Source organism: Gudongella ferriphila (assembly GCF_046224405.1).
Classification (GTDB): Bacteria; Bacillota; Clostridia; order Tissierellales; family Tissierellaceae; genus Gudongella.
Genome location: NZ_JBJXRK010000013.1, coordinates 1 through 13,691, shown reverse-complemented (window position 1 = coordinate 13,691; position 13,691 = coordinate 1). Strand labels below are relative to the sequence as shown.

Genomic DNA, 13,691 nt, shown 5'->3' with positions numbered 1-13,691 from the left:
AATAACCCTCCTAGTCTATTGTTTCTTCAACAGGAGTGGCGTATATGAAATCTTTAACCCTTCTATATCTCGGAATTTGAACTTCCTTTTCCTGGGTCAAATGTACAATGTAATCGTAGTTTCTTAGCTGCCACACGATACCCCACTTGATACTCAAAGCTGATTCAAGTGTATTAGGATTTCCAACCGCTTTTATTATTATAGGCGAACTGGTGGAAACACCATTGATTTCTATGTGATTTCCAGCTCTTACAATTTCAGTGAATGCAGTGTATCGCTGATCGTTTATGCTTATGGCTTCAGCCTCGGCAGCATTGAGTACACTGACAACCTGAAGGATCAGATCAAGCTCATCCACTATGCTGAACCCCTCCCCAAATTGTATGTCAACAGGAGGGTCGTTTATTTCAAGCACAATCCCTTCTCCAACCAGGTCAGTGTAGCCTGCAAGCATTCTGTATTTCATTGCATCCTTGTACAGGTTTTCGGCGTAGATGTCGTTTTCTATACCACCCTTTTCGTATTGCTCAATTTTTGATTCAAGCTCCTGTATATGCCTCAGCTGTGATTCCATTTCACCCTGTGCTTTTCTCAACTCGTTGGCAAGCTCCTGTGCCCTTTGTGTAGGCATCACTCCCTCCCCAACCGACTGATTTATGGTCTTGAACTGGATGGATAAAATCAATCCAAGGATAAGGGAAACCACTACAAGTGCTACTAATTCTCCCTTGATTTTCATTTTATCCCCCTCATTTCTCATCTCTAACTACTATCGGATGTTCTCCTTTGTTCATAATAATCATTTTTGTAGGGATGTTTTTCTCTTCAACATCCTCAATTATTTCCTGGAGTACCTTTAACTTATATTTTACATTATAGAGGGGGCCAAATTCAACAGTCACTCCACTAAATAAATTAATCTTAATATTCTTCTCCTCGTCAAATTCAATCTCCCTGAAGTTCAGGACGATCTCTTCAATCTCCTGGTCATTGAAAAAGTCCAACAGGCTTTCTCCCAATGGTTTTTCCGTCAAGCTGTCTCCGGCCTTAAGCTCCGCCCAGTCCAGTCCCTTGACCAGGGGTATGTCATTGTTCCTTCTAATGGAATACTCAAGGAGAACCCCCTCAGGATCAACAATTGCATAGCTGTAATTGTATGCAAACTGCAGGTAGGGTCTTCTTTCCTGGACTTTAATATTCACAGTACCAGGAAGCTTTCTTTTAATATCTGCAGTCTCAATATAGGGTAATTCTGTAACCTTTTTCTCTCCAGACCCAATATTAGCCTTGATTATATTCTCGCCCACAACTACACCTGATGCTTCCATTATTTCCTGGGAGGATAGTATGGAAGTCCCTTCCACTGTTATGGTCTTGATGTCCAACAGACTTGTCCTTAGACTCCAGAATATCAGCACACCAGCTATGACAATCAAAAGAGCTATCCCTCTATATAGTCTTAGTCTTCTATTCTTTCTTTGCACTCTGGTCTCCTTGACCATTGTTCCACCTTCCATCTATATTAACTTGGAAATTTCTCCAACAATCGCCTTGGTTGCATCTGGATTCCCCATTTTTTTGCTGTTTTCTGACATCTCCATTAGCTTGTCACCATCGGAAATCAGCTCCATTATTGTCTTGTACAAAAACTCCGGTGTCAGGTCCTTTTCCAAAATCATACGGGCAGCTCCTCTTTCCTGGAAGGATCTTGCATTGTACTCCTGATGATTTTCCGCTGTATAAGCCTTAGGTATCAATATTGATGGCTTTCCAGCAGCTGAAATCTCAGCAAGTGCTATTGCTCCACCGCTTGTTATCACAAGGTCTGCTGCATGTATTGCAATTGGCATTCTGTGGTGGTAAGGAAGAATATCTATATTGTTCCCGGGTCGGATGTTTTCATCCTTGAGCTTTTCAGCAAATGCCTCATAATGTGACTTGCCGGTAACATGGATAAGATTTATTGCATTATCCCTGGACACTTCTTCCAATATTCCCAGGATTGAGTTGTTTAGGCTCCTTTGTCCTCCACTACCTCCAAAGGAAATAACCGTTGGCTTTTCATCCAGACTCAGCTCCTTTCGGGCATTGTTCCTATCCTGGTCAATAATGTCCTTCCTCACAGGGTTTCCTGTAAGAACCACGTCGCTGGCTTTGTGGAAGTACTTTCTAGAGTCATCATATGTTATTAGAACCTTGTTTACAAATCTTGAAAGAATCTTGTTGGTTATTCCAGGGTAGGCATTCTGTTCGTGTATAACCGTTGGAATTTTGCTTTTTGCTGCCCTGTACAGAATAGGTCCGCAAACATAGCCTCCAGTTCCTATTACAAGATCCGGTTTGAAGCTCTTAAGAATTTTTCTGGAATCACTGAGACCACGTATGAGCTCCCTCATGGCAATGATTGACCTCCTGTTCAGCTTCCTGGGCATTCCCTTTACACGAATTGATTGGAAGGTATAGCCAGCCTTCTGTGCAAGTTCCTCTTCAAGGCTTCCTTCAGTCCCCACATATAGAATCTCCACATTTTTGAACTTGTCCTTAATACCCTCCGCAATGGCTAAAGCAGGATAGATGTGTCCCCCTGTTCCGCCTCCGCTAACTATGATTTTCATCTGGCTTTCTCCTATCACTAATAGATGTCCTCGATATGTTTAACAGTATTCCCATACCTGCGAGGTAAATAACCAGGGAAGTACCTCCAAAGCTAATCAATGGAAGTGTTATTCCTGTAACGGGCATACTGGATGTAACTACGGCAATATTTATAAATGTCTGAATCGCAAGTAGAGTTGTTATCCCTGTGGCAAGATAGCTGCCGAAGGCATCCTTTGCATGAAGGGCAACTGTATACCCTCTCCATATTATCATAGCATAGAGCAAGAGCACAAACATTGATCCAAGTAGTCCAAGCTCCTCACCAATAATTGAAAAAATGAAATCATTGTAGGCCTCTGGTATGTAGAAGAACTTCTGCCTGCTCTGTCCAAGGCCTACACCAAGAAGACCTCCGGATCCCATTGCATAAAGTGATTGCACTATCTGCCACCCGTCCCCCAGCTTATCGGCAAATGGGTCCAAAAATGCAAATACGCGACGTTGCCTATACTCGTTACCTTCAGAAAATATTGCATATTTTGCAAAAATACCAACCCCTGCAACGAGCACTCCAATAATTGGAAGCCACATCCCAGCCACAAAAAACATGGCAAACAAAGTCCCTGCAACAGTTGCTGTTGTGCTAAGGTCCCTCTGCAGGTAAACAAGACCTGCAGACAGGCCTATTAGGATAAAAGCAGGTATGGCACCATCAAAAAAATTTCTTACCCTTTCCTTCTTGTTGTCCAGAAATGCCGCAAAGAAAACTATGCTTCCAAGCTTAATGACATCCGATGGCATGAAGGTTGTAAATCCTATGTCAATCCATCTTCTTGCCCCCTTGAGCTCCATTCCTATGGGGCTGAATATCAGAAGACCTAAAATTATTGCTGTTATATATATTGGGAGGGAAATCTTTTTCCAGAATCTGTAGTCGATGTTCATGGTCATTAACATCACGAGCAATCCTACTACAGCCCACTGTATATGTCTTTTTGCATAATGGCTGCCATCCTCATACCTGACCATGCCTTCTGGCCAGCTAGCACTATAAACCATTATTATCCCTATGAATACAAGAGTAATGACGGAAATAAATATTAAAAAGTCTACAGGCTTCTTTCTTTTCTTCTGATTTGCCATGGTATCACTCCGTCAATTCCATTACGATCCTCTTGAAATGCTTGCCTCTCTCTTCAAAATTTCTGTACATATCCCAGCTGGCGCAAGCTGGAGACAATAGGACAGCATCTCCAGCCATTCCTGTTGTGGCTGCTGTCCTAACTGCTTCCTCCATGTTCTTCACCTTATATATTTCTGAAATCCCATTTTCTTCTGCGGATTTCCTGATTTTTTCAGCAGTCTCACCCATAAGGATCAACGCTCTGCACTTAAGGACCAGAGCCTCTGTCAAATCTCCGTAATCGGCACCCTTGTCATAGCCTCCTGCGATAAGGACAACGGGGCTAACCATTGCCTGTATGGCCTTAAGGGTTGACTGAACATTGGTTCCCTTTGAATCATTATAATAAGAAATTCCGTTCTTTTCCTGGATAAACTCAATTCTATGCTCAACTCCCTTAAAGCATCTAACCGATTCCCTGATTATCCCATTGTCAATTTTCAAAGCCTTCATTATACCTACAACTCCACATACGTTTTCTATATTGTGAAGCCCTGGTATCTTTATATCTGCAAGTTCCAGAATGGTTTCCTCAGCTCCATCCATCCTATATATTATGGAGTCATCCTTGAGATAAATTCCCTCCTCCAGCTCCTCCTGTGTGCTGAACCAGATTATTTCAGGTCTTACCTTATCCTTCAAGCCTCTCAAGTGTTTGTCATCCCAATTTAAAATCAGATGATTGTCAGCACTTTGATTTGAGAATATCTTAAACTTTGACGCCATGTAGTTTTCAAATGAACCATGCCAATCCAGGTGATCCTCTGTTATATTGGTTATTAAAGCCACCTGGGGTCTGAAAAGATATGTATGCTCAAGCTGAAAGCTGCTTAATTCAAGCACTATGTAATCTTCCTGCTTTACCTTCTCCACAACCTGAAGGATGCCTGTTCCCATGTTCCCTGCAAGGTGTGTCTGGATTCCAGCCTTTTTCAGTATCTCCCCCGCAAGCATGGTGGATGTGGTTTTTCCGTTGGTTCCTGTTATGCCAATTACGGTCCCCTGTATTCCAACATTGAAGGCCAGTTCAATATCTGATATAACCGGAATATCCTTATCCTCTGCAAATTCAATAATATGGTGGTCAGGAGGTATGCCAGGACTTTTCACAACAAAGTCAACCTCCTGGATCAGGTATTTGCTTTCATCATCGACTACTGCAACCTGGTCAATTTCATTTTGGTGAAGTAGCTCAATAATCTCTTCTTTGGATTTTTCATCATATACCATAAGTTCATTATTATGCTCCATAAGCATTTTAATGGCGGATATTCCTGTTATCCCAATTCCCATAACCAATATTTTTTTGCCTTTAATCAACATAATAAACACTTCCTAACTTAGAATAAATAACCCCGTCAATGAAAGCACCAAAGTCGTTGCCCAAAATACCCAAACAACCTTAATTTCCTTCCAGCCTTTTTGCTCGTAATGGTGATGCAAAGGTGCCATTCTGAAGAACCTCTTCCCTGTCAACTTAAAGTATCCGACCTGAATCATCACAGAAAGAGCCTCTGCAAAAAATAGTCCTCCTATTACAAGAATAAATATATAAGTCCCTGATAAAAGGGTTATGGCAGACAAAGCTCCACCAAGGGCAAGAGATCCAGTATCACCCATAAATATCCTTGCAGGGTTGTAGTTGTAGATCAGAAAACCCAGCAGTGAACCCGCCATTGCAAATGAAGCCACAGCGGCATCAACATACCCTAGTCTCAGTGAAAGCAATCCAAAAGTCCCGAATACTATTACAGAGACTCCTGTTGCCAGTCCGTCCAGACCGTCAGTTAGATTGACTGCATTCACAGTACCTATGATCACAACAAGCAGGAAAGGTATTGTGAGAACCCCTAAAGTGAGGTTTTTCTCCCCTAGCAGGGGTATCAAAATCTGCGGATATGATCCAGAGAAATTCAAGTAATAATGTATTAGAATCATGGCTACCACAAATTGTCCAATAATCTTCTGATAGGCTCTCAATCCAAGATTCCTTTTTTTTACAACCTTTATATAATCGTCCATAAATCCCACTGCACCGAATCCCAGTGTGGAAACTATTATTATCCCCATATCAGCATTAAGCCCAACAGCTATCGTAGTTGCAACCACAAAGGCTATAAGGAAAATTATCCCTCCCATGGTTGGTGTCCCTGATTTTGCCAAGTGGGATGATGGGCCGTCCTCCCTTATGCTTTGGCCTATTTTCAGTCGCTGCAGCAATGGTATTATCTTTGGCCCAAGGAAAGAGCTCAAGACAAATCCTGCACCGGATGCCAGCATTAGCTGGGTTGATTCATTCATATACGTACTCCTCTCAATTGTCTTTCTTAATCTATATCATTCCTATTATAGTAAAGATTGACTTCATTTACCAGACATATTTATTAACTTCCGAACAAGAAAGACAACTCAAAGTTGTCTTTAGTTTGAATTATTAATATCCTCACTGGATAGCACAGGGTTGCTGCTGCCATTCTCGAGATACAGGTCAATTATCGACCCCTTGGTAACCTCTTCACCAGGTGAGGGATATTGATTCAATACCATGGTGTCTGTATTGAAATCCTCATACTCGGTTGTATATTTAAGGTCCAGGTCAGTGAGCTCTTTTCCCGCTCGATTTATGGATATATTCCTGACATCAGGAACAATAACCGTTTCTTTTGTAGCCTTCAGCTCTTCATCCGTATATTTCCTTGGTACCTCCAGGTATTTAAGGGTGCTTTCTATAACACTTGCGGCAGGAGGACCCGCAACTGTACCTCCGTAGTAGATACCTGTGGGCTCATCTACAATCACCAAAACAGCAACCTGAGGGTCATCTACCGGAGCCAACCCTCCAAATGAAGAAATATATTTCCCATCTACGTACCTTCCGTCAATTATCTTCTGAGCGGTCCCTGTTTTACCTCCAATTCTATACCCAGGTACATAGGCCTTTCTACCTGTTCCTTCCAGAACTGTCAGCTCCAGCATATCCAAGAGCTCATTGGTTGTTGTCTCAGATATCACCTGTCTTCTCAATTCAGGTTCAAACAGCTTTACAACATTCCCATCAGAATCAGCAAGCCCTTTGACAATGTGAGGAGTCATGAGATTTCCACCATTCCCAATTACAGATATGGCATTGATCATCTGTATTGGAGTAACTGCAATACCGTGACCATAGGATAGGGTCGCAAGGTTGACTTCCCTTATGCTGGCAGTTCCAGATGGTATGATTCCCCTTTGCTCACCAAGAAGGTCTATTCCCGTCACTTCGCCAAAACCAAATGCTTTTATATATTCATACATTTTTTCAGTGCCAAGCTCTCTTGCCATGTTTACGAAAGCCACATTACACGAATTACTGAAGGCCCTTGCGAAATCCTGGTCCCCATGTGGATCATACCAGCTGGAACATCTCAGGACCACCCCTGGAATGTCTCTAATAAATCCATTGCAGTAATAATGTGAGTTTAAGTTCGCCGTTCCTTCCTCAAGTGCCGCTGCAGCCGTTACTATCTTAAAGGTAGATCCTGGCTCGTAGATATCATTGATTGCATAGTTTCTCCACATCTCGTACCATTTTTGCTGCTGCTCCTCAAATGGAAGGGATTCCCATTGATTATTAAGTTCCTCATTTAAGGATTTTCTAGGGTTGTTAGGATCGTAGTCAGGTTTGTTTGCCATGGCTAAAACCTCTCCCGTAACAGGATCCATTACAATTATTGAAACGCTTTTCGCTTGGTTCTTCTCTAATGCCTCCTGTGCGGCTTCCTCTGCAAACCCTTGAATAGTTTCATCAATTGTCAGGATAACAGATGTCCCATTCTCCGGATTATGAATTTTTTCGCTTCCATAGGGAAGCTGTCTGTTGTCTCTGTCTGTAGCCTTGACCCAAACTCCTGGTACTCCTGTTAAATACTGATCATAGACTCGTTCTATTCCGTACAGGCCATTGTTGTCAATATCTGTGAAGCCAAGGATATAGGATGCAAAATTCCCGAACGGATAATATCTCTTGTTGTCATCAACAATTGATATCCCTCCGATACCAAGCTCACGCACCATTTCCGCCTCTTCCCTTGTTATCCATTGCTTAAGCTTTACAACGGAGCTTTCCCTTTTCAGGCTTGCAAGTATTTCACTGCTGTCAAGCTGTAGTATGGGTTGAAGTCTCATGGCCGCCTCTTCGGGGTTTTTCACATCGGAAGGACTGGCCCATATTGTAAAGGATGTTACATTTACAGCCAACTTTCTTCCCTTTCTGTCGTATATTATTCCCCTGTCTGATTTAAGGTCAATTGCCTTGGTCCATTGCTGCATGGCACCTCGTTTATAGTCAGCACCCTCTATCACTTGAACCCTGATAAGTCTGTATCCTAAAAAAAACACGATTAAAGTCACTACCAATATAGCAAACCTTAATCGTTTCTTGGTTGATTTGTTTATTTTGTGCAATAAAATCCCTCCTAGTAAAGGCTGGCAAATAGACCTATCACATTTCTGATCTTATCCTGGAATGTAATCCGATACGAATCATTCAATACTGTTTCATTGACCGTGATATATTGAATCTGACCATCTTCTGGGTAAATCATTCCCAGGCTATTTTTTGCCTGTTCAGCTATCAATGTACTGTTCTTCAACCCCTCTAGAGTACCAGACAGATCCTTCTTCAATTTCGCCAATTCAGTAGCCTCGTTTTCCAATCTTGTTATTTCCAATCTCATAGAAGTTATTTTAGCATAACCCTGTAGTATAAATAAAGAAGTACTTAATAAAATTATTGCAAGTGTAATATACATTTGTCTATTTAGGGCATGGCTTTTTCTCCGAGCTACTTTTTGGACTGTTTTCTGTTTTTTCTCACCTATGTATTCCGGGTATTGATCATACAGTACTTTTGCCGCCATCATGATATTTGCCCCCCTTGCAAGTGCCTATATTCGTTCAGCAACCCTTAGCTTAGCCGATCTGCTTCTTGGATTTTCATCTAGCTCCTCTTTGCCAGGTACAATCGGTTTTCTTGTGATAATTTCAATTTCTCTTCTCTTGTCGCAAACACAGGTTGGAAATCCCGGTGGACAGATGCAATCCTTGTATAGCTCCTTGAACTGCTCCTTCACTATCCTGTCTTCCAATGAATGGAAGGTTATTATTGCCAGTCTCCCTCCTGGTTTCAAACATTCCACCATATCTGCTATTGCACTCCTAAGAACGTCCAATTCTCCGTTGACCTCTATCCTGATTGCCTGAAACGTCTTCTTTGCTGGATGATGGCCCTCCATCCTAACCTTTTTTGGAATTGCCTTCTTTATAACTGTCACCAGTTCCAGGGTAGTGTCTATTGGTTTTTCAGACCTTTCCTTTACAATAAACTCAGCTATCCTCTTCCCCCACTTTTCCTCTCCATATTCCAGAAAAATTCTTGTTAACTCTTGTGCGGAATACTTGTTTACAACATCCCATGCTGTAAAATCGCTGGTGGTATCCATTCTCATATCCAGAGGAGCGTCCTTGTTGTGGGAGAAACCCCTTTCCTCAGTGTCCAGCTGGTGGGATGATACTCCTAGGTCAAGCAAAATTCCATCTACCTTTTCTATGTTCAAGTTATTTAATACGTCTTTTATATTCACGTAATTTGAGTGTACAAGGTCTACTTTGTCAATGTACTCCTTCAAAACTTCCTTGGATTTTTCAAGAGCATTCTCATCCTGATCTATTCCTACAAGCCTACCAGTGGTGAGCCTCTTTAAAATTTCTTTTGAATGTCCAGCTCCTCCCAGAGTGCCATCCACATATATTCCATCTTCCCTGATGGCAAGTCCTTCAAGTACTTCATTCAGCAAAACCGAAACGTGATGAAATTCCATGTGAACACCCCCTACAAAAATTGATTCAATTAAATCCCCAATTCAGCCATTTTCTCTGCAATACTGTCATAGCTCAGGCTGTCATCATCATTGTAGTCATTCCATTCTTCCTTGCTCCAAATTTCAAGCCTTGTGGATACACCGATTACTACAGTATCCTTGACCAGTTTCGAATGCTCTCTCAGGTTACCAGGAATAAGCACTCTCCCCTGCTTATCAAGAATACATTCTGTGGCTCCAGAGAAGAAGAATCTGACAAAGGCTCTTGCATCCTTGTTGGTCATCGGCAAGCCTTTTAACTTATCCTCAACAATTTTCCATTCATCCTTAGGGTAAACAAAAAGGCAGTTGTCAAGGCCTTTGGTCATTACAAACTCATCACCAAGAGGATCCCTGAATTTTGAAGGGATGATCAGTCGTCCCTTTTCATCGATAGTATGTTGATATTCACCTATAAACATACTCTTCTCCACCTTTGCCGTTTATTTACCACTTTCCTCCACTTTGCTCCACTTTATATTCATTTTACCCTAAAACTTAGTTTTTATCCACCATTTTAGTTGGATAAAGTGCCCTTTTGGGACTTTGGTCCTGATAGCTAGACAAAACAGAACCCGGAAGATATTTCTCCGGGTTCTCAGATAGATTTTCTATTGCATTTTCTTAAGTTTAAAGCTTATTTTCCACTGCCTTTCTTCTGTTGTAAAGTACAGCGCCACCCACTACTATGGTTAATATACTGATTAGTTGTGCTACCCTGAATGGTCCAAACATCAGACTGTCTGTTCTCAAGCCCTCAATAAAGAATCTAGCTAGAGAATACAAGATTACATACAGCAGGAAAATCTCGCCCTCCACCTTGGATTTTTTTCTGTACCAGATCAGAAACATGAATACAAGCAGGTTCCATATTGACTCGTATAAAAAGGTGGGGTGAACCTTCACTCCATCCACCATTATTCCCCATGGCAGGTCTGTTGGGCCTCCGTGGGCTTCCTGGTTTACAAAATTACCCCATCTTCCAATGGCCTGACCCAAGATGAGACTAGGAGCCGCCACATCTGCCAGAGTCCAGAATCTCAGCTTCTTGACCTTTGAGAAGATTATCGCCACCAGAGCTCCACCTATCACTGCTCCGTGGATTGCCAGCCCTCCACCTCTAATGTTAAATATTTGGCCTGGATTGGCACTGTAGTAATCCCAGGAGAAAACCACGTAATATAGTCGTGCAAATAAAATCGCCACAGGGACTGCGAACAATAGGAAATCTATAAATGTTTCCTCCTTAATTCCCTTTCTTCCAGCCTCTTTTGTTGCAATCAAAGTTCCAATCATTACTGCTATTGCTATTAGCAATCCATACCATCGAACCTCAAGTCCGAATATTGAAAATGCTACTGGGTCCATCGTTTAACCACCTTTCAATTATTATCTGATTCCATTTCAGGCCAGATTATTGAGATTACACTTCTATCCTCATTGAAGTGACTTTTAAATCTATTGATGATGTCTTCAAATTTGATTTCATTTAGAACATCAAGGTAATCTATCAGCAAAAAGTCCTGAAAATATAAATCTGTCAGGTTGTTTGCAATAAACTCTATAGAGTTGAAGCCTGTCAAAAAGCCTCCTATTTCCTTTTTCTTGATTCTCAGAAAGGCTTCCTTGGTCAAATACCTTGCAGGATCCCCAAACATTTCCATGATCCTATTGTACACTTCCTGAGGTTTGTCGCTTTGCCCGGCGATCAGGGAATGTCCATATGTCTTCTTGCCCGTAAAATAAGCACCAAAGGTGCTATCCACAAGACCCTCGGAATACAGTTCATTATAAAATTCTGAGCTGTTTGTAAACAGCATGTCCAAAATAATATTTGTTGTTATGTCCTTCTTGACAGCTTCCCTTCCAGATTGACCTAACTCGGTGTCCTTGACTCCTATATGGAAAAGGGGCTTTGATGTCATCATTCTCTCTTCAATTGACTTTAAAAGTATTTCATCTGGTTCATCCTGGACAATTCGTTCAACAACATCAGATGTAGTTGGATACTCCTTGCCAGCCTTTTCAACGGTCTTCAACACTTCATCCTTGTCCAGATCACCAACTACGAAAAGCACCATATTCCCAGGATTGTAGAAAGTCCTGTAGGATGTTTCCAGATCTTCCTTGGTGATCCTGTAAATGCTTTCAACCGTGCCTGCGATATCAGTTCGTACCGGATGCCTGTGATACATGGCCTTTAGTGTGTTGAAAAACACCACCCATTTTGGGTTATCCTGATACATCTGAATCTCCTGTGCAATTATACCCTTTTCCTTCTCAACGTTCTCATCGGTCAAGAACGGACTTTGAACAAATCTAACAAGTAGATCAAGGTTTTCATAGAAATTGTCTGTGGAATAAAAAAGATATGAGGTTTGATTGAAATTTGTATATGCATTTACATATGCTCCCTGTGACGAAAATTTCTGGAACAGGTCTACATCAGGTTCCTCAAAGAGCTTGTGCTCGAGAAAATGAGCTATTCCTTCAGGAAGTTCCACAGGCTCCCGTTCTCCCAATGGAACAAAAATATTATCGGTAGAACCATAATTGGTTGTGAAGATTGCATATTTCTTTGTGAAGCCCTTCTTGGGAAAATAGAAAAGATTGATCCCATTGTCCAGCTCCTGATGATATATTTCTTCTCTAAGATTTTCATTTCTAATTACTTTCATCTTGCACCTCCCTGTTCAAGCCATCCATGAAATAGATGGTATCCAGGTTTACTTTGCCCATGGCTAGAATGATATCCTCTCTTGTCACCTCTTCCAGCTGTCGGATCATCTCTTCCAAACTTCTATCGTCATTTGCAATAATCTTTCCAAATATGAATTCTGACATGAGCTGTGGACTGTCGATAATTGACTCGCTTGATGTTCGAACAGATTTCTTTGCAATTTCCATGTCCTCATCAGAAAAGTTGCCGTTTAGCATATCCTGCAATCCCTGGTTAATCAGGTCCACTGTCTTTTGATAGTTCTGAAACTCAATACCAGCATCCAGCAATACAATGGATTTGTGTTTTATGATATTTGATCTTACATAATATGCAAGGCTGTGCTTTTCCCTAACATTCCTGAAAAGAATTGAGTTAGGTCCTCCTCCGAAGATTTCATTGCCAAGAAGCAATCCATTATAAAGTTTATCTTCATAGGGTATGCCCGCCCTGTATCCCAATACCAGCTTTCCCTGAGTGACAGGCATTTTTTCTCTTACTTGATTTCTGTTCTGGGATTTCTCAATAATAGTCTCCCGAGGAACAAATGTCACCACTTTTCTTTCCCTTAACTCCGCTGGGATAATGTCCTCCATGTTAAAATGGTTGTCATGACCTGTGTATACCATCTCAATCTGGCTTGTTTGAAGGACCTTTCTGTAGTGATCATATAGAACCTTCCCATCTATTTGATCTACATCCTCCACGTAACCTCCAGGGTATATGCTGAATCTTTCACCTCTGCACATTTCTTCAATGCATCTGTTTATTGAATAGCTTCTCTTGTCATTGATCTTGTTGTTTATCCTTGTAATCAGATTATTCTTTTCCTGTTCAACGTACTTGCCGGAGAATGAATCCCCTTCCAGGTGCGGTTCAAAAATTACCTCTTTAAACATCTGAAGGATTTCACGATCCAAGCCTTTTTCTCCTGTATATCTTCCATCTGCCCACTCAATCGAGAATTTGATTACCTGCCTTTCCCCTCTCCTGGATGCGCTTATGTTAAGGTTTGAGCCAAAAAGATCCTCGAGTTTTCTCTTCAATTCAAGAGTGCCTGGATGATTTTTTGTCCCTCTTTCAAGAACCATTGGCAGCAATGAATTCATGGTAACTTCGCTCCTGTCAAGGGGTCTGATAATATAGACTCCCAAATAATTGGATTTGAATTTATCTGTATAGGTTGAGCTGATACTCAAACCTTTTCCTATTTCTTTTCTTATGGATTCCATGGTCGCAATCCCTCCTTTCATTATTCTACAAAACATTTATTACCCATTGATAGGGTTCTTAA

General features: G+C 41.4%; 13 protein-coding genes. All 13 read right to left on the bottom strand.

All coding sequences use genetic code 11. From position 1 onward, the window contains the following. Positions 1-10: 10 nt before the first annotated feature. Complete coding sequence (locus tag ACKVDP_RS08390) at positions 11-739, bottom strand: DUF881 domain-containing protein (protein ID WP_409228367.1); 729 nt, start codon at positions 737-739, stop codon at positions 11-13. A 10-nt stretch (positions 740-749) separates the two neighbouring features. After that, positions 750-1,502, bottom strand: coding sequence for a cell division protein FtsQ/DivIB (locus ACKVDP_RS08385; RefSeq protein ID WP_409228366.1), 753 nt, complete (start codon positions 1,500-1,502; stop codon positions 750-752). Positions 1,503-1,517: 15 nt separating this feature from the next. Continuing rightward, positions 1,518-2,615 (bottom strand): undecaprenyldiphospho-muramoylpentapeptide beta-N-acetylglucosaminyltransferase, encoded by a 1,098-nt coding sequence (gene murG / locus ACKVDP_RS08380; protein ID WP_409228365.1) that lies wholly within the window; start codon positions 2,613-2,615, stop codon positions 1,518-1,520. Further along, positions 2,599-3,741, bottom strand: a complete 1,143-nt coding sequence (gene ftsW, locus ACKVDP_RS08375; RefSeq protein WP_409228364.1) for a putative lipid II flippase FtsW — start codon at positions 3,739-3,741, stop codon at positions 2,599-2,601. Before ftsW ends, murG begins: the two co-directional genes overlap by 17 nt. A 4-nt stretch (positions 3,742-3,745) precedes the next feature. Continuing rightward, the gene (gene murD, locus ACKVDP_RS08370; RefSeq protein WP_409228363.1) at positions 3,746-5,104 is read right to left on the bottom strand and encodes a UDP-N-acetylmuramoyl-L-alanine--D-glutamate ligase; all 1,359 of its coding nucleotides are present in this window, start codon (positions 5,102-5,104) and stop codon (positions 3,746-3,748) included. Between the two features lie 12 nt (positions 5,105-5,116). Further along, entirely contained in the window at positions 5,117-6,082 is a 966-nt protein-coding gene (mraY, locus tag ACKVDP_RS08365) for a phospho-N-acetylmuramoyl-pentapeptide-transferase (RefSeq protein ID WP_409228362.1), read from the bottom strand. 120 nt (positions 6,083-6,202) lie between these two features. After that, the gene (locus tag ACKVDP_RS08360) at positions 6,203-8,224 is read right to left on the bottom strand and encodes a penicillin-binding transpeptidase domain-containing protein (protein WP_409228361.1); all 2,022 of its coding nucleotides are present in this window, start codon (positions 8,222-8,224) and stop codon (positions 6,203-6,205) included. An 11-nt stretch (positions 8,225-8,235) separates the two neighbouring features. Further along, positions 8,236-8,682 (bottom strand): septum formation initiator family protein, encoded by a 447-nt coding sequence (locus ACKVDP_RS08355; RefSeq protein ID WP_409228359.1) that lies wholly within the window; start codon positions 8,680-8,682, stop codon positions 8,236-8,238. 24 nt (positions 8,683-8,706) lie between these two features. After that, complete coding sequence (rsmH, locus tag ACKVDP_RS08350; RefSeq protein WP_409228358.1) at positions 8,707-9,639, bottom strand: 16S rRNA (cytosine(1402)-N(4))-methyltransferase RsmH; 933 nt, start codon at positions 9,637-9,639, stop codon at positions 8,707-8,709. 29 nt (positions 9,640-9,668) lie between these two features. Next, positions 9,669-10,100, bottom strand: coding sequence for a division/cell wall cluster transcriptional repressor MraZ (gene mraZ / locus ACKVDP_RS08345; protein WP_409228357.1), 432 nt, complete (start codon positions 10,098-10,100; stop codon positions 9,669-9,671). Positions 10,101-10,308: 208 nt separating this feature from the next. Continuing rightward, entirely contained in the window at positions 10,309-11,046 is a 738-nt protein-coding gene (gene lgt / locus ACKVDP_RS08340; RefSeq protein ID WP_409228356.1) for a prolipoprotein diacylglyceryl transferase, read from the bottom strand. A gap of 14 nt (positions 11,047-11,060) precedes the next feature. Then, positions 11,061-12,356 (bottom strand): EF-P 5-aminopentanol modification-associated protein YfmH, encoded by a 1,296-nt coding sequence (gene yfmH, locus ACKVDP_RS08335; protein WP_409228355.1) that lies wholly within the window; start codon positions 12,354-12,356, stop codon positions 11,061-11,063. Further along, positions 12,343-13,629 (bottom strand): EF-P 5-aminopentanol modification-associated protein YfmF, encoded by a 1,287-nt coding sequence (yfmF, locus tag ACKVDP_RS08330; RefSeq protein WP_409228354.1) that lies wholly within the window; start codon positions 13,627-13,629, stop codon positions 12,343-12,345. Before yfmF ends, yfmH begins: the two co-directional genes overlap by 14 nt. Positions 13,630-13,691 lie beyond the last annotated feature (62 nt).

What these genes read in the sequence shown, in the direction of transcription:
- ACKVDP_RS08390 (WP_409228367.1), bottom strand. Translation starts at nt 739, where the DNA reads ATGAAAATCAAGGGAGAATTAGTAGCACTTGTAGTGGTTTCCCTTATC.
- ACKVDP_RS08385 (WP_409228366.1), bottom strand. Translation starts at nt 1,502, where the DNA reads ATGGTCAAGGAGACCAGAGTGCAAAGAAAGAATAGAAGACTAAGACTA.
- murG (WP_409228365.1), bottom strand. Translation starts at nt 2,615, where the DNA reads ATGAAAATCATAGTTAGCGGAGGCGGAACAGGGGGACACATCTATCCT.
- ftsW (WP_409228364.1), bottom strand. Translation starts at nt 3,741, where the DNA reads ATGGCAAATCAGAAGAAAAGAAAGAAGCCTGTAGACTTTTTAATATTT.
- murD (WP_409228363.1), bottom strand. Translation starts at nt 5,104, where the DNA reads ATGTTGATTAAAGGCAAAAAAATATTGGTTATGGGAATTGGGATAACA.
- mraY (WP_409228362.1), bottom strand. Translation starts at nt 6,082, where the DNA reads ATGAATGAATCAACCCAGCTAATGCTGGCATCCGGTGCAGGATTTGTC.
- ACKVDP_RS08355 (WP_409228359.1), bottom strand. Translation starts at nt 8,682, where the DNA reads ATGATGGCGGCAAAAGTACTGTATGATCAATACCCGGAATACATAGGT.
- rsmH (WP_409228358.1), bottom strand. Translation starts at nt 9,639, where the DNA reads ATGGAATTTCATCACGTTTCGGTTTTGCTGAATGAAGTACTTGAAGGA.
- mraZ (WP_409228357.1), bottom strand. Translation starts at nt 10,100, where the DNA reads ATGTTTATAGGTGAATATCAACATACTATCGATGAAAAGGGACGACTG.
- lgt (WP_409228356.1), bottom strand. Translation starts at nt 11,046, where the DNA reads ATGGACCCAGTAGCATTTTCAATATTCGGACTTGAGGTTCGATGGTAT.
- yfmH (WP_409228355.1), bottom strand. Translation starts at nt 12,356, where the DNA reads ATGAAAGTAATTAGAAATGAAAATCTTAGAGAAGAAATATATCATCAG.
- yfmF (WP_409228354.1), bottom strand. Translation starts at nt 13,629, where the DNA reads ATGGAATCCATAAGAAAAGAAATAGGAAAAGGTTTGAGTATCAGCTCA.